Source organism: Deinococcus aquatilis DSM 23025 (genome assembly GCF_000378445.1).
Classification (GTDB): Bacteria; Deinococcota; Deinococci; order Deinococcales; family Deinococcaceae; genus Deinococcus; species Deinococcus aquatilis.
This window is the reverse complement of the sequence record NZ_KB899697.1, coordinates 95,818-117,691: the sequence shown is the minus strand read 5'-3', so window position 1 is coordinate 117,691 and position 21,874 is coordinate 95,818. Positions and strand designations below refer to the sequence as shown.

The following is a 21,874-nucleotide window of genomic DNA, read 5'->3' as shown; positions in this document are numbered from 1 at the left end:
CGTCTTGACGCGCTCGCCCCTGTTGCTGGGCCTGGATGCTGGTGGCAGCGGCACAAAATGGGCATTGGTGCGCGGCGGCGTCACGGTGGCTTCGGGCATCACGCCGCCGCTGACGTCTGCCCTGCTGTCTTCGGCAGTGGGAGCGGCGAACCTGGCAGCCCTGGCCGCAGCCCTGCCGGGCCGCCCCGATGCCCTGCATGCCGGAATGCCTGGACTGAGCGCAGGTTCAGCCCGCGCCGCAGAAGTCAAGGGGTTGTTGGCCGCCGCCCTGAAGCTGGCCCCCGAGCGGGTCGGACTGGAAGGCGACCTCGATCTGGCCTACCGCGCCCACCTGCGACCCGGTGCCGGAATTCTGGTGTATGCGGGCACGGGCAGCATCGCCTATTACGTGGCTGCCAGTGGCAGCGTGGTGCGGGCAGGCGGGCGCGGTTTCCTGCTGGGCGACGAGGGCGGCGGCTTCAGCATTGGCCGGGCGGCCCTGCGCCTGCTGACCGACGCGCTGGACCTGGGCCACCCCCCTGATTCTGTGCTGGCCCGAGAAGTAGCGACCATCACGGGCGGTCTGGACTGGAACAGCCTGCGGGCCTTTGCCTACGGCACTCCTGGCGCGTCGGCCATTGCTCGCCTCGCTCCCGCCGTGGGCCGCGCCGCCGATGCCGGAGATGCCGGAGCTCTGGCGATTCTGCACGACTCGGCAGCGGCTCTGGCGGAACTGGCACGGCGGGTGCGGGCGCAGGTGGGGCCTTTGCCCGTCACGCTCACGGGCGGGGCACTGCGCGTCAGTCCGCTGTTTCCTGCGCTGCTGACCAGAGCCTTGCCCGGCGGCGTGGTGCAGCAGCGCGATCATGCAGAGGCAGCGGCCCGGTCGGCTGCCGTGCTGGTCGCCCTCTGAGTGCGGCACCCTGACCGCAGCGTTCTGTTGGTCATGCATCGTCGCTGATGTCAGGGAAGATTGTCAGGTCTGGTAAGGACAGATCGTGGCTCAGGCCCATGACCTCTGCTGGCACGACGCCCCCTCTTCAAAACTGTTCCCCTCCGACGCGAGAAGAGGTACAGATTGGCCGAGCAGGACGGGTCTGCCCACGTATGGAGTCAGTGCTGCTGCATCTCGGCTGGCCGTTTCAACTGCCTCTGCTGTAGATGTCTCTGAGCGACGCCGATCACCCAGACGCGGGCGGGAAGTCCACTCGATTCCCAGCAGTGACACCACTGTTGCACGTCTTTCAGCATGGCTGCGACCACAGCTTCACGGTCTGCAACCCCTGCTCGGTCGGCCAGTGTAAACAGAAGGGGCAGAAAGGGCCGAACACATTCACCCAGGTCCTGTGTGGTGTGCGGTACGGTGCCGCTTAGACCATAGCCAGCCAGTGCCCGCAGCAGCGGCGCATCGGAATCAATCCGGCTTGGGAGGGGAGAAGGCACCAGTCCAGCTTGCCCGAAAGAAGGAAGCATGGATTGTAGGTAACGCTTCACATTCAGGATTCATGATGCCGTAGCTAACCTTAAGGTGCTGAAACGTATAGGACCCTATTCTGACCTGTCAGGGCCGTGCCATATGGATATTCTTGCTTTTCTGACCGCTGGGTTTCATTCTGGTCGGATGAGCCTTTCCGTAACAGAAATCCTGACACCTTTGATGCGGCGGCGCGACAAAGAAGAGGATGGCCGAGTTTCTACCCTGGAACTTTTCTTCGATCTGGTGTTTGTTTTTGCGATCACCCAGATTTCGCATTATCTGTTGGAGCATTTCACGGTGCTTGGCCTCCTGCAGACGGCAATGCTGGTGATGGCGGTCTGGTGGGTGTGGGTCTATACCTCCTGGGCCACCAACTGGCTCAATCCGGATACGCGGCCTGTGCGCCTGATGTTGATTGTTCTGATGCTGTTTGGTGTGGTGCTGGCGGCCTCCGTGCCCGAGGCATTCGGCTCACGCGGTCTGGCCTTTGCGGGCGCTTACGTCGCCATGCAGGTGGGCCGAACCGCCTTTGCGCTGTGGGCCATGTGGAACAGTCATCAGCGGCAGAATTTTTCGCGGATTCTCTGTTGGCTGATTCTGGGCGGCCTGCTGTGGCTGGCAGGCGGTGTGGCGCACGGAGAGGCGCGGCTGGCGTTGTGGGCGCTGGCACTGTTCATCGATTACGCCGGGCCGACTCAGGGCTACTGGACTCTTGGTCTGGGCCGCAGCACCACGCACGACTGGAGTATCAGCGGCCAACATATGTCCGAACGGGCTGGCCTGTTCATCATCATCGCGCTGGGCGAAAGCATTCTGGTCACGGGAGCCACCTTTGCCGAACTGGACTGGACACCCCTGAGTTTTGCTGCTCTGGCGGTCACGTTTGCCGGTAGCGTGGCCCTGTGGTGGATTTATTTTGTCGCCAATGCCGAGGCAGGCGCACAGAGCATCAGTCATTCGGACGATCCGGGCCGAATTGCCCGCGTGGCCTATACCTTCATTCATCTGACCATCGTGGCTGGCATCGTCCTGACAGCGGTGGGCGACGAATTCATATTGGCCCATCCCAGTGGTCACACTGATCTCAAAACGGCGCTGGCTGTGCTGGGAGGCCCGCTGCTGTTTTTGCTGGGCAACCTGTTGTTCAAACGGGTCATCACTGGTCATATTCCTGTCACCCATGTGGCGGGCATGGCGGCTCTGACGCTGGGGTTCTGGTTGGCGACGTTGCTGTCGCCTGTGCTGCTGGGCCTGATGGTGACAGCGGTATTGGTGTTGGTGGCTCTCTGGGAAACCCAATTGGGCCACCGAACAGAACACAATTCAGGCCGACGGGAAAAAGTCTGAGGCGAGTCGCCCAGTTCAATCTTGATTTATATTCCGATATGGGAATATAATAGCTGCATGGCCCGCTCACCCACCACCTCGGATGTTTTTAACGCCGTGGCTGAGGTGCAACGCCGCCAGATTTTGACCCTGTTGGCAGGGAGCGAATTGTCGGTCAACGATCTGGCCGAACGCCTGGAACTGCGTCAGCCCGCCGTTTCCAAGCATCTGCGCGTATTGAAAGAAGTGGAACTGGTGCAGGTTAGGGGTGTGGGCCAGCAGCGACTGTATTCGCTGAATGCGGCGGCGCTGAAGCCTATTAATGACTGGGCGTCCACCTTCCAAAGCCTCTGGACTGGGCGGCTTGACCGTCTGGAAGCACATCTGGCCGAGATGTCGGCCCAGCAGCAAGGAGAAGACCTATGACGATGCCCACCGAAACTGCTCACCCCGAGCTGGCCTTGAGCCGCCTGTTCAACGCGCCCCGTGAACTGGTTTTTCAGGCGTGGACGGATGCCGACCATCTGGCCCGCTGGTGGGGTTCTCCCGGCGTGCCCCTGCGCGTCGTGAGTGCCGACATTCGCCCCGGCGGAAGCTTTTTTTACGAGCAGACCGCGCCGGGTGGCGGCGTGATGCGTGCCCTGCTGATCTTCCGCGAACTGCAACCCCCGTCGCGCATCGTGTTTATCAGCGCTTTTGCCGATGCCGAGGGCCAGATCGTGCGTGCGCCCTTCTCCGAACACTGGCCGCTTCAGGTCATGACCACCCTGACCCTCACCGAAGAAAACGGCCAGACCCGCCTGACCCTGCAGGGCGCACCGCTGGACGCCACCCCCGAAGAACAGGCCATGTTTGACGGTTTCCGGGCCAACATAGAGCAGGGCTTCGGGGGCACTTTCGCCCAACTGGAAGCGCATCTGGCAGCAGGCTAAGAACCCACACGACAAAAGATAAAAACAGCCGGAAGCACTCGCCCCGGCTGTTTTTGCTTTTCCCACTCACCACTGCCCACTCACCACTTACTGCCCTCTCGCCACCAGCGTCAGAATGCTGTACGTCGCCACCAGCACGTCATTCTGGTTGGTCACGTCCACATGCCATTTCACCACTCCGGTAGGGGTTTCGCCTTCCTTCGCTTCCTTGGCGGTCTTGCTCTGCACGGTCAGGCGGGCGCGGATGGTGTCGCCAAAGCCCACTGGCTCGGTAAATCGCAGATTCTCCAGACCATAATTTGCCAGTACTGGTCCCACACCCGGATCAACGAACAGGCCCGCCGCTGCACTCAACACAAAGTAACCGTGCGCCACCCGTTTTCCAAAGAGGCTGTCCTGCGCCGCGATATCGTCGGTGTGGGCATAGAAGCGGTCTCCCGACAGGCCCGCGAAGGCGCTCACGTCGGCCTCGGTGACGGTGCGGCGGGGGGTCAGCAGGCTGTCTCCGACCTGCAACTGCTCGAAATTCTTGCGGAAGGGGTGAACCACGTCCTCACGCACCGCCGCGCCGCGAACATATTCACCCGTGATGGCGGTCATGGTGGTGGGGTCGGCTTGCAGGGCCGTGCGCTGAAGGTAGTGCTTGATGGCCCGCAGACCGCCCAGCTCCTCGCCGCCGCCTGCCCGTCCGGGGCCGCCGTGCTTGAGCTGGGGCAGCGGCGAGCCGTGCCCGGTTGACTCCTTCGCGTCGTCTCGGTTGAGGACCAGAATCCGCCCGTGTGCCGACGCCATGCCGAAAAACAGCTCGCGGGCCTCGTCGCGGTCATGCGTCACGATGCTTCCTGCGAGGCTGCCGCGCCCCATGCGGGCGAGTTCGGCGGCCATGTCCAGCCCGGTGTAGGGCATCAGGGTCGCCACCGGGCCGAACGCCTCCAGCTCGTGCGCGGCGTGGGCGTTCAGCGGGTCGCGGGCCAGCAGCAGGGCTGGGGCCAGGAATGCGCCCGCTTCCCAATCTCCGCCCAAGAGTTCTGCCTGCTGGCCGCCGCCCACCAGTACCTCACCTTCGGCACTCAGCCGCGCCAGCACGCCCGCCACATCGTCTCGCTGCGAGGTGCCGACCAGTGGCCCCATTCGCACGTCTTCCCGCGAGGGGTCGCCCATCGTGATGGTGCTCAGGCGTTCACGGATGGCCGCCGCCACGTCTTCCACCCGGTTTTCCGGCACGATCACGCGGCGGATGGCGGTGCATTTCTGGCCCGCTTTGCTGGTCATCTCGTTGACCACCTCGCGCACGAACAGGCCAAATTCCGGCGCGTCTGGCGTCACGGTTTCGCCCAGCACGATGCAGTTCAGGCTGTCAGCCTCGGTATTGAAGGGCACGCCGCGCCGCACGATATTCGGGTGAACTTTCAGTTTGCTGGCGGTGGCCGCCGACCCGGTGAAGGTCACGGTGTCCTGCTCTTCCAGATGGTCGAAAATGTCGCCGGTAGAGCCGCAGATCAGTTGCAGTGCGCCTTCCGGCAGGATGCCCGATTCGTGGATGGCCCGCACCACCGCTTCGGTCACATAGGACGTTTGCGAGGCGGGTTTGACGATGGCTGGCACGCCTGCGATCAGGTTCGGCGCGATCTTTTCCAGCATGCCCCACACCGGAAAGTTGAAGGCGTTGATGTGCAGGGCCACGCCTTCACGCGGCACCAACACATGCCGCCCGAAAAACGTGCCGCCCCGTCCCAGCGGGTTCACGTCGTCTTCCACAAAGAATTTCTGGTCGGGCAGATCGCGCCGCGCCATGCTGGAATAGCTGAACAGCGTGCCGATGCCGCCGTCAATGTCCACCAGATTGTCTCGGCGGGTGGCTCCGGTCAGGTGCGACAGGGCGTTGAATTCGGCCTTGCGCTCGTTCAGATAGACCGCCAAAGCCCGCAGCATCCGCGCCCGCTCGTGAAAGGTCGTGCGGCGAAGATTGCGCCCGCCCACCGTGCGCCCGTAGTGCAGGGCAGCGCCGAAATCCACGCCCTCAGACGACACGTAGGCCACAGGCAAGCCGTAGGAAGCGTCGCGGATTTCCTGCCCGCCCGCTGCGGCGTGCCACTGCCCGGAGATGAAAGAGGCGACCTGGATGGGGCGAATTTGGGTGGGGGATTGGGTCATGGGGTGTCCTTTGGATGGTTGGAAAGGGGAGAACGGCAATCGCGTTGCTCACTCACCCCCTCCCCGGCCCTCCCCCCTCAAGGGAGAGGGAGAGAAACTTCAAATCCTGTTTCTTTGAAGTGATTTAGGCTGAGGAATAACTGCCTATAAACGAGTTTTGCTAAATGTATTAACTCAGGAAGAGTTTGCGCTTTTAGCTCCTCCCCCTTGAGGAGGTGAGTGAGCAACGCGATTGCTTTAAACGCTCTTCATTCCCTCAAACGGCTCTCTGCACGCCTGACACACATACATTCTCTTGCACAGCGCCGAGCCGAATGAGGCCGTGATGCGCGTGTCGAAGGAACCGCAGCGGGGGCAGCGCACGGCTTCCGGCTCCAGCGTCATGAACAGGCTGGATTCACCGTTGGGGGCAGGCGGCGCGATGCCGTAGGTTTCCAGCTTGGCGCGGGCTTCGGGTGTGATGTCGTCCGTTGTCCACGGCGGGCTGAATACGTTTTCCACGGTCACGGCGTCGGCTCCAGCAGCGGCCAGAGCGTCGGTGATGCCCTGCCGGATCACATGCAGGGCGGGGCAACCGGAAAAGGTAGGCGTAAAGCGCACCCGGACGCCGTGTTCACCAATCTCTACGCCGCGCACCATGCCCATTTCCACGATGTTGACCACCGGGATTTCGGGATCGGCCACGCCGCGCAGGGCGTCCCAGTAGGTCTGTGCAGAGGGCGCAGTCATTACCACACCTGGGATTCGGGAAATTCCCGCGCCACCCGCTGAAAATCGGCCAGCAGGGGCGCGAGGTGCTCGGTGTGCTGGCTTCGGCTGTAGGGCAGGGGAGAGGCCGACAGTTCAGAGGCACTGGGAATGCTCAGGCCCACGCCTTCCAGGTGGCCGCGCACCAGCCCCAGCCAGCGGGTTTGCAGGGCGGCCACATCGGGCAGCAGGCCAGCAGCCACCGCATCTGCCTCGGCGGGCAGGGGGTCGAACAGGCCCAGCGCATAGGCCCAGAGCTGATTCAGGGCGTCCTGCATGCGGCGCGTGCTTTCCGGCGTGCCCAGCGCGAGGCGTTCCACCCACAATGCCGTATGTTGCAGGTGGAATTTTTCTTCGCGCAGGGCCTGTGCAGCAGCCTCCGCCAGCGGGACATAGCTGCTCTGGCGGGCGGTGTCCAGCCACAGCACTTCCCACGCATCAAACAGGTACTGGCGCACCATCGTAAAGGCCCAGTCGCCTTTGGGAAGTTCGGTCAGCGGGACGTTGCGGTACTCGGCAGCGTCGCGGTGATAGGCCAGAGCGTCGGCGTTGCTGCCGTCCAGCGCGGCCCGCAGCCCCAGCCACAGCGTGCCGTGTCCCAGTTCGTCCTGTGCGATGTTCGCCAGCGCAATATCTTCTTCCAGCAGCGGCGCGTGCCCCGTCCACTCGGCCACCCGGTGAGATAGCGTGATCTCATCGTCGGCCAGCGCGGTGAAGCGGGCGGTCAGGGCAGTCTTGAGAGCTTCGGTCAGAATCAGTGTTTCAGTCATGATCTCAGTCGTCTCAGTCATGGTCGCCGCCCCGAACGGCTTTCTTGTGGGCGCTGGCATGCTGGCCCACCACGCCGTAACTGCTCTGCTGCTTGTAGGTTTTGTCTTTGGCCGGGGCAAACCAGCTTTCCACCGTTTCGGCGCTGTCTGTGCTTCGTACCAGAGCCGAATCGGGCACCAGCCACCACACCAACAGGTCGTCGCCGTACTGGGTGCGGGCGGCCTCCAGCGCGGCCTGCGGGTTGCTGGCCTCCAGCGTGCCCAGATGGTCGCCCAACGTCATCGAGCGGCGGTTGGTCTTCTTGCCGAAGATATAAAACGTCCCACCGTTCCCCTCGGACAGACCTTTTCCGGCGTCCAGTTCCTGCTTGGTCAGCGCAAAGATATGGTCGGCACGGGCCACCCACAGGCTCACTGCCGCCGGACGCCGCGCAAACACACTGCGGGCCGTAAACAGGGCGTGCTGGCCGTCGCCCGCGTGGACGCTGCCCACCGCCTGATGCACCTTGCCGGGGCCGTCCTGCTTGAACACTTCCCATCGGGGCAGCTCACTCATACCTTCACGCTCATGCTCGTGTTGCTCCGCTCTCCCGCACCGCGTAGGCATCCAGCGCGTCGCGTACCCAGGCGCCGTCCGTATGCGCCTGCTGACGTGCGCCCAGCCGCTCCTTGTTCAGGCCGCGCTCGCCCTTCACCACAGCCCAGAATTCCGTCCAGTCAATCGCACCATGCCGCCAGTTGCCCTGCTCGTCCTGATGCAGATCGGAGTCGGGAATGGTCAGGCCCGCTTCCAGCAGCTCGGGCACATGCTCGTTCATGTACTCCTGCCGCACCTCGTCGTTGCTCTTCAGTTTCACGCCCCAGCGGCTCAACACACCGCTGTTGGGGCTGTCGGCGTCGTGTGGACCAAGCATCATCAGGCTGGGCCACCACCAGCGGTTCAGGGCGTCCTGCGCCATCTCGCGCTGCTTCGGCGTACCTTGCGCGTACAGCACGATCATTTCTTTGCCCTGCTTGTGGTGGAAGGTTTCCTCGGAGCAGATTCGCACCATTGCGCGGCTGTACGGCCCGTAGCTGCATCCGGCCAGCATCGTCTGGTTCTTGATGGCCGCGCCGTCCACCAGCCAGCCGATCATGCCCACATCGGCCCAACTGTGCGTGGGGTAATTGAAGATGCTGCTGTATTTGGCCTTGCCGCTCAGCAGCGCGTCCACCATCTCCTCACGGGTCGCGCCCAGCGTTTCGGCAGCGTGATAGAGGTACTGCCCGTGCCCCGCCTCGTCCTGCACCTTCGCCATCAGGATCAGCTTGCGCTTCAGGCTGGGGGCAAAACGAATCCACTCGCCTTCCGGCAACATGCCTACCACTTCGCTATGGGCGTGCTGCGAAATCATGCGGATCAGCTGGCGGCGGTACTCGGCGGGCATCCAGTCACCGGGTTCGATCTTCTCACCTGCGGCGATGCGGGCCTCGAAAGCTTCCAACTGTTCGGGAGTTTCGACGGGAAGGGCCGCAAGGACGGGGGCGCTGGCTGAAGCGTTCTGAATCTGGGTCATAGGAAACCTCCGGGCAAGGGGAAAAGGGGTAACTCTGGTGACTTTTATTCTAGCAGATCAGAGCTGCCTAACGTTAGTTAGGTTAAGGGGAAGTGTTTTTGAGTGCCCTCTCCTGGCTCGGAGATGGCCCTCCTGCCTGCCCAACCCTTAAACTCCTCTGATGTCTTCTCCCCGCCCTGATTCTGCGCCTGCTCTCTCCAGTCCACCGGGGCAGACCGGGCCTCTGGGCCGCGAAGTTCGGGCCTTGCTGACGCTGGCAGCCCCCGTGATCGGCTCGCAATTTGCCACCAACGCCCTCGCTCTGGTCGGCACAGCCGTGGTGGGGCGGTTGGGTGCGGCGCAACTGGCGGCGGCGGCCTATGCCAGTGCCAGCTATTACCTCGGATTTATGGTGCTGCTGGGCGTCATGTTGTCGGTGGCTCCCCGCGTGGCGGCGGCAGCAGGGGCGGGCGACCCGGTGGGCATCGCCAGAGCCTTTCGGGGCGGGCTGTGGCTGGCGGGCCTGTTGTCGGCGGCATTTTTGCCCATTGCCTTTGTAGCCGCGTGGGGGCTGGAGCAACTGGCCCCAGCAGGCTTGCGGGGCGATCTGGCCGGAGATTATCTGCGCCTGTACGCGCTGGGTATGCCCGCTACCCTCGCTTTCGCAGCCCTGCGCGGCGGTCTGGAAGGCACTGGGCACGCCCGCACCGTCACGCTGGTCGCGGTGGCGGGTGTGGCCCTCGTTGCCGTTCTCAGCCCCGCTCTGGCGTTTGGCTGGGGGCCGCTGCCTGCCCTCCAGTTGCGCGGCGCGGCGCTGGGCAGTGCTCTGACCTCCTGGGTGCTGGCCCTCACCCTGTTGCCGCTGGCGCTGCGGCGGCTGCCCCGGCCTGCGTTGCCAGCAGGCGTGGTTCGGTCAGAGGTGGGCGCTCTGGCGCGTTTGGGCTGGCCCATCGGCCTCACCCTGGGGGCAGAGGGCGGGCTGTTTTCGGTCACGGCCCTGCTGATGGCCCGCTTTGGCCCCGACGCTCTGGCCGCGCACAACGTGGCACTTCAGGTCATCACTGCCGTGTTTATGCTGCCGCTGGGTTTGGCAACGGCTACCGGAATCCGCGTGGCACAGGCGCATGGTGCGGGCCAGTTGGCGGCGGCCCGCCGTTCGGGGTTGGTCGGTGCAGGGGTCGCCATTGCGCTGATGGCCGGATTCAGCCTCGTGTATATCTTCGCGCCTCACCTGTTGATCGGCCTGTTCGTCAATCTGCGCGATCCGGCCAACGCCCCGCTGATCGCCTCGGCCAGCGCATTCCTGCTCATCGCCACCCTGTTTCAGATGTTCGACGGCCTACAGGTCACGGCCAATGCAGCCCTGCGTGGCCTGCAGGACACCCGCATTCCACTGCTGATCTCGCTGGCGGCTTACTGGGTCGTGGGTCTGGGTTTCGGCTCGTTGCTGGCGTTTGGGCTGGGTATCGGCCCACGCGGGCTGTGGTTTGGCCTCACGGCGGGCTTGATCTTCGCGGCGGTGGCTCTCCTCACGCGCTTCCTGCATCACACGCGGCCCGATAAAGTTCGCTAACGTTTTTCCCGCTCCCACTCCTGTACCCGCCGCCGCGCCTGCGCTTCCGCTGCGTGCCAGAAGGCCCGTTCCAGTTCGGCCAACCTGTCCGGCGCACTGCCCCCGCGTGGCTGAGGCTGGCGGTAGTCGGTGGCTTCCAGGCGGGCCAGCAGGGAGATATGAACTGCGCTGGGCTGCTGAAGCTGCTGGGCCGCCTCAAGCACGGTCTGTTCGGAGGCAGGAATAGAGGCCAGCACCAACGCCGCGTAATGCCGCGACAGTTCTTGCAGGTCGGCCACACTGGGCGCGTACACCCACGGCCCGTATTCGCCCAACAGGACCAGAAACCCAGTCCATTCCTGCCACATGATTTCGGCCAGCACAGCGGTCAAAGCTTCCCAGCGCGTGCCCGGTAGCACAGGCGAAAGCCAGGGCCGCACCCGGCAGAGGTCGTCCAGGATGTGTGGCTCGCGGGCCAGTTGCCCCGCCCACCGCGCCGCGTCCGAGGGCGACGACACATCATTCAGCTCCACCAGATGCGCCAGCCGGGTGCGGGCCGTTGCCGTCAAGTGCGTCTGGCGCGGGGTCGGCACACCCAGGCTGGCCCACAGCCCTTGAGAATCAGCGAAAGAATCCGGGTCAGAAAGAGACACACCTGCATTCTGCCGGGTCGGAGGGTATATGAGCGCTTGGAGGAGTTGTCCGAATTCCAGCGTCAGATAAAAGACCTCTGCTGGGAATTCCAATTGAAAGCCTCATGTACGGGTTTTCGATACGAGCGGAGCGAATAGCAAAAACAGGATTTACGCAATCTGGAACTGCAAGAGGTGGGATTCAAGGTCGCGGCGGAATGGAGTGGAGTCCGTGTGACGCTGCCATTTTCTTCTCTTTCACTCTCTTCGTTCGGTCAAGACCAAGTAACACTTTTGCCAGATGCTCTGACGTATCGAAACCTCTCCTTTCGGTTTGTATACCTGTACAGACCTAACGCTAGCGTCATGATATTGACCCGCGAGTCATAAAATATGGATACAACAACTAAAAAACTTGCTATGTAATGACATTGTTGGCCTTCTTTCTGGCCTGTCATCTCCCAGAATTGAACGCCTCACCTGTTGACGGCCTCTTTCATCTTGTCGTAAGCTCTGAAAGTATCGAAATTCAGAGATCGGTTCCAGTACCGAGGGAGGTGAGGCGTGATAAAGGCGCGTCGGGGCGAAATATTGTCTTTGGTGCATCAGCACGGGGAGTTGCTGGTTTCGGAACTTTCAAAACTGCTGGGGGTCTCCGAGGTCACGGTTCGCAGCGATCTACAGGTGCTGGCCGGGGCTGGACAACTGCGCCGCACGCGTGGTGGGGCCAGATTGCCGCTCGATGTGCGCGGTGAAGCTCCTCTGGAAGAAACCCGTCACCGTCATGCCGACGCCAAACGCCGAATTGGGCGGGCCGCCGCTGCACTGGTGCAGGACAACGAAACTATTTTTCTGGATGTGGGAAGCAGTACCACCGAAGTGGCCCGTGCGCTCTCTCCGATGCTCCGCAACGTCACTGTGGTGACACCGGGCCTGAATATCGCGCTGGAGCTGGAGCGGCTGCTCAATCTGCGCGTCATCGTCACGGGCGGCACGTTGCGGCCCCTTCAGCACAGCCTCGTCAGTCCTTACGCCCTTGAAGTGCTGCGCCACATCCACGCAGATCGGCTGTTTTTGGGTTGCAACGGGGTAGACGCCGTGCAGGGAATCACCAACGCCAACCACGAAGAAGCCGAGGTCAAGCGGGCAATGGTGGCCCAGTCACGTCAGGTGGTGGTGGTGGCCGATTCCAGCAAGCTCGGCGTGGTCAGCCGGGCACACATTGCCCCAGCCAGCCGCGTAACGACCCTGATTACCGCCCGGCACGCCACTGGGCCGCCCGCCGATCTTCTGGCCCTGATTTCCGACGTTCAGGTCGTCTGAGATTCAAGGATCGTCTGAGAGTCAAGGGTCTAAGGTGCTGGGGCGGTGAATCTGCTGAGCTTTCTCTGCCCGTGTCCCAACCTGTTTCCACTGACGCTGGGCCTGAGCGTGTGGAACCAGACCAGTTCCAGCAGCGGACAGGAACCTATTTATACCGTGATCGTGCTGGGTAGCCTGATCTCGATTCTGCCGCTGGTGCTGGCGTTCCTGACGCTGGGCCGTTACTGGCAGGGCGGGCTGGCAAACGGTGCCGTGAAGGGTTGAGGAACGGCCCAGAGCTCTGAGACATCCGTCATGAATCCCGTCTGGGCACTCCTGTTTCTGTGTTGCCACGGCCCATCCTCCACCCCCTGTCTCTTTCAAGGAACTGTCCATGACCCAATCTGAATCTGCCTCTGCTCCACACCTTCTTCTGGCCACCTGCGACTACCCCGAGCATGTGCCGCGTGACCGTTGGGGGCCGTATGCACGGCAACAACGCGAACTGGGTCTGCGCTTCGTGCGGATCGCGGAATTCGCATGGAGCCGCATGGAACCCCGTGCAGGCGTGTACGACTGGCAATGGTTGGATGAAGCCGTCGCTGCCTACGCCGCCGAGGGTCTGGGCGTGGTGCTGTGTACGCCCACCGCCACGCCTCCTGCCTGGTTGATCCGCGCCCACCCGGAAATCCTGCCCTTTGATGAGCAGGGCCGCGTGCGCGAATTCGGTTCGCGCCGCCATTACGATTTTGCCTCGCCCGTGTACCGCCAGCATTCTCAGCGAATCACGCGGGCGATGGCTGAACGCTACGGGCAGCACCCGGCAGTGGTGGGCTGGCAGACGGACAACGAATTTGCCTGCCACGACACGGGCCGCAGCTACGGCGGAGCCAGTGCCGCCGCCTTTCCAGGCTGGCTGGAACGCAAATACGGCATGCTGGACGCCCTGAACTTGGCATGGGGCAACGTGTTCTGGAGTATGGAGTACACGGACTGGGCGCAGATTCGCCCTCCCAACCTCACCGTGACAGAACTGAATCCCAGCCACGTCGTGGATTTCTACCGCTTCTCCTCCGAGATGGTGGCCGAGTTTCAGGCCGAGCAGGTCGCCATCCTGCGCGAACTCTCACCGGGCCGCTTCGTGACGCACAATTTCATGATTTTCGAGAAGGGCTTTGATCATTACCAGGTGGCGCGTGGGCTGGATTTCGTGACCTGGGACAACTACCCCACCGGAATGCTGGAATTCTTCGCGCCACCCGGTTTCGACGGCCACAAGGTCACGTATGCCCGCACGGGGCACCCGGATCTGATCGGGTTTAATCATGATCTGTACCGGGGAATGCTGGGTGGGTCAGTGGGAAGTGGTCAGTGGTCAATAGGAAAAGATGTGTTCTCTGATCCTGTCAACGCCGCACAGACCAACGAACCCGCCCAACAGCGTCCGGCCCACTCACCACTTCCCACTGACCACTCACGGGGTTTCTGGGTGATGGAACAGCAGTGCGGGCAGGTCAACTGGGCACCCCACAACCCTTTGCCCGCCGACGGCGCGGTGCAGCTCTGGACGGCTCAGGCGTGGGCGCACGGGGCCGATGTGGTCAGCTATTTCCGCTGGCGGGCCGCCACCATGGCGCAGGAAGTCATGCATTCCGGCCTACTCCGGCACGATGAAACGCCTGACCGGGGGTCTGCCGAGGTGGGCGCACTGGTGGACGCGGGTCTGGAGCGCTTTCCGCTGGGGCGCGTGCCAGCGCGGGTGGCGATCCTGCACGATTACGAGAGCCTGTGGTTCTATGACCAGCAGAAACACAGCGCCAGCCTGAATTACTGGGCGCAGGTGGTTGCTTACTATTCGGCGCTGCGTTCGCTGGGTGTGGATGTGGACGTGATCAGCGCCGACGCCGACCTGACCGGATACGCGCTGGTGGTGGCTCCGGCCATCACGCTGGTGGATACTGACCGGGCCGCCCGCTGGACTGCGGCGGTGCAGGGCGGCGTGCATCTGCTGTGTGGGCCGCGTACCGCCTTCCGCACTCCCGGCGGTGAAACGTGGGACGTGGGGCAATTTGGGCCGCTGGGAACGCTGATCGGAGCCAGATTGGGGCAATACGATTCCATGCGCCCCGGTCTGTCTCAGGAAATCCGGAGCACGGAGGGTCAGACCTTCGGGGCACAGTACTGGGCCGAAAGCTACCGCCTCAGTACCTCTGACACGGCAAATGACGACGCGGCCGAGGCGCTGTATCACTACGCGGGTGGTCCACTGGACGGTCAGGCCGCCGTGATTCGCCGTCACGCTGGACAGGGTGAAGTTACGGTCGTCGGCGCACACAGTTCCGATCTGATCCGCGTGGTGCTGGAAGACATGCTGGCGGTCCTGAATGTTCCCACTACCCGTCTGCCGGATGGCGTGCGGATCAGTCGGCGGGCAGGCCAGACGTTGGTGCAGAACTGGTTGCCCACGGCGGTGAAATGGCAGGGCAAAACGCTCGCGCCCGTGAGCTTCGAGGTGGTCGGCTCAGTGGAAGTGGAAGAGGGAGAGCAGTGATGTTTGAACCAGAAAAACAGTTGGTAGGAGAGTGGGTACTGGACGTGCGTCCCGAAGACGTGCGTGTGCTGGTCAGCGGATTCCAGTCCTGGAGCGAGGCCGAACTGCGTCCCCTGACCGACCTTCAGGCTGTGCCCATGATGAAATGGCGGCACGAGCAGGGCCACGATCCGGCCTTTTTGCCCAGCGGAGAGGCGGGCGTGTGGCGCAGTCATACCGTGCTGGCACTGGTGCGGCCAGACGGCGGCGGTTGGGTCGGCTGTGCGCTGGACGCTACCCAGACCTTTACCCACTGGGAGGCCCGCGCAGACGGCCAGCAGGTACGCGTGACCTGCACCGGGGAAGGTCCCGCCGTGGAGGTCGTATGGCAGGACACCGCCGACGTGATCGGCACGCTGGAAACCCTGTCGGCGCAGTTGGGCCGCAACATGCATGCCCTCACGCCATCGCCTCTGCGGGTGTGGTGCAGTTGGTACAGCTATTACCGGGAAGTCACGCTGAAAAATATGCTGGAGAATGCGCGGCTGGCGCGTCAGCACAATCTGCCTTTCGATGTGTTCCAGCTCGATGACGGCTTTCAGGCCGATCTGGGCGACTGGTTCGAGCCGTCACCTCACTTTGGCGGACACGCCAGCGAGCTTCCTGCCCAGCTTCAGGCGCTCGGATTCACCCCCGGCATCTGGCTGGCTCCCTTCCTGGCCTCGCCCACCTCGCAGCTCTTCCGTGACCACTCCGACTGGATGCTGCGCGGCGAGGACGGCCAGCCTCTGCCCGTAGGAAACAACTGGGGCGGTCCCTACTACACGCTGGACACCACCCACCCCGAGGTTCTGGACTGGTTGCGGAACCTGTCGGCCACCGTGCGCGGCTGGGGGTATACCTACCTGAAACTGGACTTTCTGTACGGCGCGGCCCTGTCCGGTGTGCGCCACGACCCCACCATCGGGCGGGCGCAGGCTTACCGGAACGCCCTGCAGGCCCTGCGCGACGGTGCACCCGACGCCTTCATTCTGGCGTGCGGCGCACCTCTGGCGGGCAGCATCGGCCTCGTGGACGCCATGCGTACCGGCCCCGACGTGGCCCCCTACTGGGACGAAGAATCGCGCCGGGTCTGGCTGGGCGACGGCACCGGCCCAAGCGCCCGCAATGCGCTGCACACGGCCCTCAGCCGCTGGTATCAGCATTCCTGGTATCAGCCTGACCCCGACGTTGCCATCGTGCGCCGCGAGCTGAGCCTGCTCAATCACCACGAGCGGGAAGCGGTGGCCGGAATGCTGGACATCATCGGCGGCCTGCGGGCCAGCAGCGACCCGATTGCCATGCTGGATGAGGAAGGTCTGGCCCTTCTGCGGCGGTGCTTGCAGATCAGCACGCCCGACCGCCCCACCACCCTGACCCAGAGTTTCGGAGGTGCGGTCACTCATTTTTCACGGGGAACCTTTAACTTGACCGACCAGGCTGTACAAAACCTGCCCGCACACGCCTATCTTGAGCAGCGCCTATGACCGACTCTCTGTCCAGCGTTCCCGTGCCAGACCAGTCGCCCGCCAACTTTCAGGCTGATTTTACCAAGCCCGATGGCCGCGCCCTGACCCTGTACGGTTTGCAACCCATCGAGATCACGGGCGAGCTTCCCAACATTGGTGACCCCGTAGACGCCCGCCCGGTGTTGCGCTGGCATCCGCTGCGCTCGGAATGGGTCATGTACGCCGCGCACCGCCTGAACCGCACTTTTTTGCCGCCCCCGGATTACAACCCGTTGGCTCCGACCCGTGTGGGCGGTCACCCCACCGAACTGCCGGGCGGCAACTACGATCTGGCCGTGTTCGACAACCGTTTTCCCAGCCTCACGCTGGACGCCCCCACGCCGCAGAACCCACTGGAACGCGCAGGCGTGGGCAAATGCGAAGTCGTGGTCTTCAGCCAGAATGCCGATGGCCGCCTGTCCGACCTGACCGACGATCAGATGGCTCTCCTGATCGAAGTCTGGGCAGACCGCACCACCCGCCTCGCGGCCACGGGCAAGATTCACAGCGTCCTGGCCTTTGAAAATCGGGGCGTGGAGGTCGGTGTGACTCTGCACCACCCTCACGGCCAGATCTACGCCTACGACCATATTCCGCCCGTACAGGAGCGCATGGTGGCCGCCGTTCAGACCCACCGCGCCAAGTCGGGCCGGGCGTGGCTCACCGACTTTGTGGCCGCCGAGCGAGAAGCCGCCGTGCGTGTGATTCATGACGGGGGCCGCGCCATCAGCATCGTGCCGCCCTTTGCCCGCTACACCTACGAAACGTGGGTCATGCCCACCCGCGCCGCCTCACTGCTTTCCGATCTGGATGCCGCCGAGCGCCGCGCCCTGGCCGTCACCCTCAAAGATGCCCTGCTGCGCCTGGACGCCCTGTTTGGTGTGCGGATGCCGTATCTGATGACCGTGCATCAGGCTCCGGTCAATGCGCCGCACCCCGATTTTCCGCTGCACATCGAGATCTATCCTTATCTGCGTGCGCCGGGCCGCATGAAGTTCCTGGCCGGAACTGAGCAGGGCGCGGGCGAATTTGCCAACGATAAATTCCCCGAAGCGGCGGCACAGGAACTGCGCGGGGTGACGCTGTGACCGCCTCCAATTCTGCTCCGGCCAAAACGTTTTCCGACCTGTTCGGCAGTGCCCCGGAGATCAGCGCCTCGGCACCGGGCCGCGTGAATCTGCTGGGCGAACACACCGACTATCAGGGTGGATTCGTCCTGCCCACCGCCATTCCTCAGCAGGCCACCGTCTCGCTGGGCCGTAACGGCAGCGCTCAGCATGTGATCTACAGTGCCAATCTGGATCAGACCGTCACCGTGCCCGTGGGCGAGGTGGGCAGCGATTTTGCCCCCTACATCACAGGCTGCCTGAACCTCAGCGGCGTGACCGAGGGCATGAACGTTCACATTCACAGCGACGTGCCCAGCGGCGGCCTGAGCAGCAGCGCGGCGCTGGAAGTGTCTACCCTGCGTGCCCTACGCGACCTGTTGGGCCTCGACCTGAACGACGTGGACCTGGCCCTGCGCGGCGTGAAGGTCGAACATGAATTCGTCGGCGTGATGTGCGGTGTGATGGATCAGATGGCCTCCAGCCTCGCCAATACGCGCACCATGCTTCTGATCGATACCCGCGCTCTTACGTACCGGGCGGTGGCTTTTCCGGCGGGCGCGGAAGTGCTGGTCATCGACTCCGGTGTGCCGCGCCGACTGGCCGAAAGCGGCTACAACGAACGCCGCGCACAGGTGGAGGAAGCCAGCCGCCTGCTGCGAGTGAAAGAACTGCGGGACGTGACTGACCTGCAAAGCATAGAAACTCTGCCCGAGTTGCTGAGGATGCGGGCGCGGCACGTGGTCAGCGAAAATGCCCGCGTGCAGGCTGCCCTGCTGCCCACCACCGACGCCGTTGCCTTCGGCCAATTGATGGACGCCTCACACGCCAGCCTGCGCGACGATTACGCCGTATCTCACCCCAGAGTGGACGTGTTGGTCACGCTGCTGCAGGCCGACCCGGACGTCTTCGGCGCACGCATGACCGGGGCAGGCTTCGGCGGCGCAGTGGTGGCGCTGGTGCGTGAGGGCCTGGCGGTGCAGGTCTCCGAACGTGTACTGGCCGAATACGGCCCGGAAGGTCAGAGGGTCGTTCCCTAGAGCGCAGTTCATCTCAGATCCCTCTCTCCTGCGGATTTCGTTCGGGTTGACTTCACCTTTGGGGTCAGCCCGCTTCGTTTCTTCTAGGCTCTGGTCATGACTTCCCCGATTCTTGATTTGGCAGGTGTGACGCTAGAGGTCAATCATCTGGCGCGTGGTGTGCGCTTTTATGAACAGGTGCTGGGGCTGCGGCTCCTGCACCACACCGAAGAACAGGGCGTGGCCGAATTTGAGGTCAACTCGCACCAGACCCTGACCCTCTGGAAACCCATCACGCGGCAGGCCAATTCGCCCCGGCTGGCCCCCTTACGGGCACGCGGCGCGTCTCATCTGCATTACGCCTTCCAGATCCTGCCGGAAGCGTTGGCAGAGTGCAAAGCCTTGCTGGACGCACACGGGTTGGAATGGACAGAGATCAACCTGGGCACCGAAGACCGCCCTGACTGGACGGTGTATTTTTTTGATCCCTTTGGACACGGGCTGGAACTGCGCGGCGTAGACCTGACCGACGCGCGGCGGCCTCACTTTTTGCCCACCCCGATGGAGCGCCCTGCCCACGCCCTGCCCGTTTTTGGCCTGCGGGAAGTAGCTCTGGGCTTCGGTGACTATCCGGCCATGCTGGAGCGTTTGCCCCGCGCCTACGGATTTGCCTTTGCCAAGGAGCAGGATGCCCGCAATTTTGCCCAGTTTACGCTCGGGCCGCAGCCAGAAAATGATGGCAACGGCACGCCCCGCCGCTGGCTCTATGCCTGGGACCCACAGGTTGGGCTGGCCGACATGCTGGGTGGAGACCATGTTCACGCCCGCTTTTACGCCGATGTCGAGGCGGTGGCGGAGTTGGTGAAGGCGGCGGGCCTGCCTCATCTACAAGACAAGAAAGGGCTGGCAGTGCGCGACCCGGAAGGCCATGTGTTTGAATTTGTGGCGGCCCAGTAGCGGGTTCTACTACGAATGCAAGCTACGGGCCATGAACCCTCCACATTTTGAGGAGTTCATGGCCCGTAGCTTCTGCTAAATCCCTAGGCTTTCCCGGTAGGCTGCCCCCAGGGATCAAGAACCACTTTGATGCAGCCGTCGTGCTTGTCGCGGAAGGTCTTGTAGAGTTCCGGCGCTTCGTCCAGCGTGGCGCGGTGGGTAATGACGAAACTGGGATCTATATCGCCCTTTTCGATATGCGCCAGCAACGGCCTGACATAGCGGTGTGTATGCGTCTGACCCATGCGGAAGACCAGACCCTTGGCGAATGCCGCACCCATCGGCAGTTTGTCGATCAGGCCACCGTATACGCCCGGCATACTCACGGTGCCGCCTTTGGCACAGCTCAGGATGGCCCAGCGCAGCGCCGTAATCCGGTCAAAGCTCAGGCGCATCTTCTGCTTGGCGGTGTCAACCAGGGCACCAGGGCCGTGTCCGTGTGCCTCCATACCCACCGCATCAATGACGTGGTCGGGGCCACGCCCGCCCGTGGCTTCGCGCAGGGCGATCAGCACGTCTGTCTGTTCATAGTTGATGGTCTCGATGCCCGCAGCTTCGGCCATCTTCAGGCGCTCCGGCACACGGTCCACGATAATGACTTTGGCGGCCCCCAACATCTGGGCGCTGCGGGCGGCGAATTGACCCACTGGCCCGGCTCCGAACACGGCCACCACGTCCCGGCCTTTCACGATCTGGCAGTTTTCGGCAGCCTGATATCCGGTCGGAAAAATATCGGTCAGAAAGAGAACCTGATCGTCGCGCAGGTTCGATTCGATTTTGAACCCGCCCACATCGGCAAACGGCACGCGCACATACTGGGCCTGCCCGCCCGCGTATCCGCCGTACATATGCGAGTACCCGAACAGGCCGCCGCCACTGACTGCGCCGTACAGGGCCTCGGCCATACGGTGATTGGGGTTGGTATTGTCGCAGGCGCTGTAGTTGCCACGGGTACAGTGGTCGCACAGGCCGCAGGCGATGTTGAACGGCACGATCACCCGGTCGCCCACCTTCAGGCGCTTCACGTCACGGCCCACTTCCACCACTTCGCCCATGAACTCGTGGCCCATGATGTCGCCCTTCTCCATGCTGGGAATGTAGCCGTCCAGCAGGTGCAGATCAGAACCACAGATGGCGGTGGAGGTGATTTTGACGATAGCGTCGCTGGGCAGCAGCAGCGTGGGGTCGGGCACGGTTTCGATACCGACTTTGTTGGTGCCCTGCCAGATCAGCGCCTTCACTGTGCTTCCCCCTGCTTCTGCGCTCTGGGCGCCTGTTTATCTGCCTGCATCTGTTCTCCTTTTCCAGCCGATTTCTTGGCTTCATGGGCTGCCCGTCCGCTGGTCTGGCCTTCGGTGGTGGGCGCAAACCCAAGTTCCTGCTCGCGCTTGAAGCGCATCAGATCGTCGCGCAACTGCTGGGATGGTTCTTGCCCGGCAATGCGGGCCACCACCGCGCCTGCTGTGCCCCCCGGAGCCTTGTAGCGCAGCCGTACGATCACTTCTGTACCGCGTTTGCCGGGAGCAGCACGGAAAATCACCTCTCCGCTGTTTTCCACGCTCGCGCCGGGCAAGGACTGCCAAGCGATCCGCTGGCCGGGTTCGTCGGCGGTTATTTCAGCGTCCCAGCCCACCTCGCCTACTGGGGCCTTGACCGTCCAGTGAGAGCGGCGCTCGTCTAACACGCGCACCTCCTGAAGGTGGGTCATCAGCTGCGGCAGGTTTTCCAGCTTGCGCCAGATGGCATAGAGCGCGTCTGCTGGCTTGGCGATGGTTACGGCGTCGCTGACCAGGGTTTCACCCGTTTCTGGATCTTGCTGAATTTTGAGGGCCGTTGCCAGCGGATTTTTCCCCTGCACCGCCACAATGGTCAGGCCAATTCCGGCTCCCATGAGGGCGATACGTGCGAAAGGATGTCCGCGCAGGCCCAGTGTGGCGAGGGTGGCCCCGGCAACGGCCACCACACCGCGCTCCAGCAGGCTCATACTCGCGCCTGTGGTCGAGGCCTGAGGCTCCAGCGGGTCTTCAAAGGAAGCGGCGCTGCCGTGTACGGCCGACCCCCTTCCACCAATTTTGCCTGCCTGTGGTTCCTGCTGATCAGCTGGCATGGAGTGTCCCCTGAAATTGAAGTTGCATCGCACACTCTGAGCGCCGCCCAAAATCTTCTTTGGCAGCCTGGCTTACTGTGTGGAGGCTTCCTGAAGAAAGCGCGAAACTAGCCTAAACGCGGCAGCAACAGCACATCTTGACGCAGTCCTGTCATCTGATTTG

21 protein-coding genes are annotated in these 21,874 nt (G+C 63.2%); 12 read left to right on the top strand and 9 right to left on the bottom strand.

What is annotated here, in order from left to right; all coding sequences use genetic code 11:
- Positions 1-4: 4 nt before the first annotated feature.
- Positions 5-892 carry an N-acetylglucosamine kinase gene (locus F561_RS0102860; RefSeq protein ID WP_019008432.1) on the top strand — a complete coding sequence of 296 codons (888 nt, stop codon included), beginning with the start codon at positions 5-7 and terminating at the stop codon, positions 890-892.
- A 200-nt stretch (positions 893-1,092) separates the two neighbouring features.
- Here the strand turns inward: F561_RS0102860 and F561_RS0102855 are convergent, their stop codons facing one another.
- Entirely contained in the window at positions 1,093-1,422 is a 330-nt protein-coding gene (locus F561_RS0102855; RefSeq protein WP_157451502.1) for a hypothetical protein, read from the bottom strand.
- 178 nt (positions 1,423-1,600) lie between these two features.
- Here F561_RS0102855 and F561_RS0102850 point away from each other — a divergent pair, with 178 nt between their 5' ends.
- From F561_RS0102850 to F561_RS0102840, 3 genes are read left to right on the top strand one after another with little or no spacing between them, the layout of a single operon-like run.
- Positions 1,601-2,803, top strand: a complete 1,203-nt coding sequence (locus F561_RS0102850; protein WP_040379660.1) for a low temperature requirement protein A — start codon at positions 1,601-1,603, stop codon at positions 2,801-2,803.
- 57 nt (positions 2,804-2,860) lie between these two features.
- Positions 2,861-3,208, top strand: coding sequence for an ArsR/SmtB family transcription factor (locus F561_RS0102845; protein WP_019008429.1), 348 nt, complete (start codon positions 2,861-2,863; stop codon positions 3,206-3,208).
- Entirely contained in the window at positions 3,205-3,714 is a 510-nt protein-coding gene (locus F561_RS0102840; protein ID WP_019008428.1) for an SRPBCC family protein, read from the top strand. The genes F561_RS0102845 and F561_RS0102840 overlap by 4 nt, the downstream gene beginning before the upstream one ends.
- An 87-nt stretch (positions 3,715-3,801) precedes the next feature.
- Here the strand turns inward: F561_RS0102840 and paaZ are convergent, their stop codons facing one another.
- The 5 genes from paaZ to paaA form a co-directional block, all read right to left on the bottom strand.
- A complete protein-coding gene (paaZ, locus tag F561_RS0102835) occupies positions 3,802-5,868 on the bottom strand; it encodes a phenylacetic acid degradation bifunctional protein PaaZ (RefSeq protein WP_019008427.1) in 2,067 nt (688 codons plus the stop codon).
- 237 nt (positions 5,869-6,105) lie between these two features.
- Positions 6,106-6,597, bottom strand: coding sequence for a 1,2-phenylacetyl-CoA epoxidase subunit PaaD (gene paaD, locus F561_RS0102830; protein ID WP_019008426.1), 492 nt, complete (start codon positions 6,595-6,597; stop codon positions 6,106-6,108).
- Positions 6,597-7,406, bottom strand: coding sequence for a 1,2-phenylacetyl-CoA epoxidase subunit PaaC (paaC, locus tag F561_RS0102825; protein ID WP_019008425.1), 810 nt, complete (start codon positions 7,404-7,406; stop codon positions 6,597-6,599). The genes paaD and paaC overlap by 1 nt, the downstream gene beginning before the upstream one ends.
- Positions 7,399-7,941 carry a hypothetical protein gene (locus F561_RS0102820; protein ID WP_019008424.1) on the bottom strand — a complete coding sequence of 181 codons (543 nt, stop codon included), beginning with the start codon at positions 7,939-7,941 and terminating at the stop codon, positions 7,399-7,401. Before F561_RS0102820 ends, paaC begins: the two co-directional genes overlap by 8 nt.
- A gap of 10 nt (positions 7,942-7,951) precedes the next feature.
- The gene (gene paaA, locus F561_RS0102815) at positions 7,952-8,941 is read right to left on the bottom strand and encodes a 1,2-phenylacetyl-CoA epoxidase subunit PaaA (RefSeq protein WP_019008423.1); all 990 of its coding nucleotides are present in this window, start codon (positions 8,939-8,941) and stop codon (positions 7,952-7,954) included.
- Positions 8,942-9,101: 160 nt separating this feature from the next.
- Here paaA and F561_RS0102810 point away from each other — a divergent pair, with 160 nt between their 5' ends.
- Positions 9,102-10,493 (top strand): MATE family efflux transporter, encoded by a 1,392-nt coding sequence (locus tag F561_RS0102810; protein ID WP_083922263.1) that lies wholly within the window; start codon positions 9,102-9,104, stop codon positions 10,491-10,493.
- Here F561_RS0102810 and F561_RS0102805 read toward each other — a convergent pair.
- The gene (locus F561_RS0102805) at positions 10,490-11,125 is read right to left on the bottom strand and encodes a hypothetical protein (protein ID WP_157451501.1); all 636 of its coding nucleotides are present in this window, start codon (positions 11,123-11,125) and stop codon (positions 10,490-10,492) included. The two genes, F561_RS0102810 and F561_RS0102805, sit on opposite strands and share 4 nt — an antisense overlap.
- A gap of 543 nt (positions 11,126-11,668) precedes the next feature.
- Between F561_RS0102805 and F561_RS0102800 the strand changes: the two genes are divergently transcribed.
- From F561_RS0102800 to F561_RS0102770, 7 genes are all read left to right on the top strand, one after another.
- A complete protein-coding gene (locus F561_RS0102800) occupies positions 11,669-12,427 on the top strand; it encodes a DeoR/GlpR family DNA-binding transcription regulator (RefSeq protein WP_245556412.1) in 759 nt (252 codons plus the stop codon).
- Between the two features lie 45 nt (positions 12,428-12,472).
- A complete protein-coding gene (locus tag F561_RS0102795) occupies positions 12,473-12,691 on the top strand; it encodes an ABC transporter permease family protein (RefSeq protein ID WP_019008419.1) in 219 nt (72 codons plus the stop codon).
- A 109-nt stretch (positions 12,692-12,800) separates the two neighbouring features.
- Entirely contained in the window at positions 12,801-14,957 is a 2,157-nt protein-coding gene (locus F561_RS0102790) for a beta-galactosidase (RefSeq protein ID WP_019008418.1), read from the top strand.
- A complete protein-coding gene (locus F561_RS27010; protein ID WP_019008417.1) occupies positions 14,957-16,462 on the top strand; it encodes a glycoside hydrolase family 36 protein in 1,506 nt (501 codons plus the stop codon). Before F561_RS0102790 ends, F561_RS27010 begins: the two co-directional genes overlap by 1 nt.
- Positions 16,459-17,571: a galactose-1-phosphate uridylyltransferase gene (gene galT / locus F561_RS0102780; protein ID WP_019008416.1), complete on the top strand. Its 1,113-nt coding sequence runs from the start codon at positions 16,459-16,461 to the stop codon at positions 17,569-17,571. The genes F561_RS27010 and galT overlap by 4 nt, the downstream gene beginning before the upstream one ends.
- On the top strand, positions 17,568-18,629 hold the full coding sequence (gene galK, locus F561_RS0102775) for a galactokinase (RefSeq protein WP_019008415.1): 1,062 nt from the start codon (positions 17,568-17,570) through the stop codon (positions 18,627-18,629). Before galT ends, galK begins: the two co-directional genes overlap by 4 nt.
- A gap of 96 nt (positions 18,630-18,725) precedes the next feature.
- On the top strand, positions 18,726-19,565 hold the full coding sequence (locus F561_RS0102770; protein WP_019008414.1) for a VOC family protein: 840 nt from the start codon (positions 18,726-18,728) through the stop codon (positions 19,563-19,565).
- Between the two features lie 83 nt (positions 19,566-19,648).
- Here F561_RS0102770 and F561_RS0102765 read toward each other — a convergent pair whose 3' ends face one another.
- Positions 19,649-20,845 (bottom strand): zinc-dependent alcohol dehydrogenase, encoded by a 1,197-nt coding sequence (locus F561_RS0102765; protein ID WP_019008413.1) that lies wholly within the window; start codon positions 20,843-20,845, stop codon positions 19,649-19,651.
- Positions 20,842-21,711: an SRPBCC family protein gene (locus F561_RS24625; protein WP_019008412.1), complete on the bottom strand. Its 870-nt coding sequence runs from the start codon at positions 21,709-21,711 to the stop codon at positions 20,842-20,844. Before F561_RS24625 ends, F561_RS0102765 begins: the two co-directional genes overlap by 4 nt.
- Positions 21,712-21,874 lie beyond the last annotated feature (163 nt).

Excerpts from the sequence above, each read along its gene's own strand:
- F561_RS0102850 (WP_040379660.1), top strand. The coding sequence starts at position 1,601 with ATGAGCCTTTCCGTAACAGAAATCCTGACACCTTTGATGCGGCGGCGC.
- F561_RS0102845 (WP_019008429.1), top strand. The coding sequence starts at position 2,861 with ATGGCCCGCTCACCCACCACCTCGGATGTTTTTAACGCCGTGGCTGAG.
- F561_RS0102840 (WP_019008428.1), top strand. The coding sequence starts at position 3,205 with ATGACGATGCCCACCGAAACTGCTCACCCCGAGCTGGCCTTGAGCCGC.
- paaZ (WP_019008427.1), bottom strand. The coding sequence starts at position 5,868 with ATGACCCAATCCCCCACCCAAATTCGCCCCATCCAGGTCGCCTCTTTC.
- paaD (WP_019008426.1), bottom strand. The coding sequence starts at position 6,597 with ATGACTGCGCCCTCTGCACAGACCTACTGGGACGCCCTGCGCGGCGTG.
- paaC (WP_019008425.1), bottom strand. The coding sequence starts at position 7,406 with ATGACTGAGACGACTGAGATCATGACTGAAACACTGATTCTGACCGAA.
- F561_RS0102820 (WP_019008424.1), bottom strand. The coding sequence starts at position 7,941 with ATGAGTGAGCTGCCCCGATGGGAAGTGTTCAAGCAGGACGGCCCCGGC.
- paaA (WP_019008423.1), bottom strand. The coding sequence starts at position 8,941 with ATGACCCAGATTCAGAACGCTTCAGCCAGCGCCCCCGTCCTTGCGGCC.
- F561_RS0102810 (WP_083922263.1), top strand. The coding sequence starts at position 9,102 with ATGTCTTCTCCCCGCCCTGATTCTGCGCCTGCTCTCTCCAGTCCACCG.
- F561_RS0102790 (WP_019008418.1), top strand. The coding sequence starts at position 12,801 with ATGACCCAATCTGAATCTGCCTCTGCTCCACACCTTCTTCTGGCCACC.
- F561_RS27010 (WP_019008417.1), top strand. The coding sequence starts at position 14,957 with ATGTTTGAACCAGAAAAACAGTTGGTAGGAGAGTGGGTACTGGACGTG.
- galT (WP_019008416.1), top strand. The coding sequence starts at position 16,459 with ATGACCGACTCTCTGTCCAGCGTTCCCGTGCCAGACCAGTCGCCCGCC.
- F561_RS0102770 (WP_019008414.1), top strand. The coding sequence starts at position 18,726 with ATGACTTCCCCGATTCTTGATTTGGCAGGTGTGACGCTAGAGGTCAAT.
- F561_RS24625 (WP_019008412.1), bottom strand. The coding sequence starts at position 21,711 with ATGCCAGCTGATCAGCAGGAACCACAGGCAGGCAAAATTGGTGGAAGG.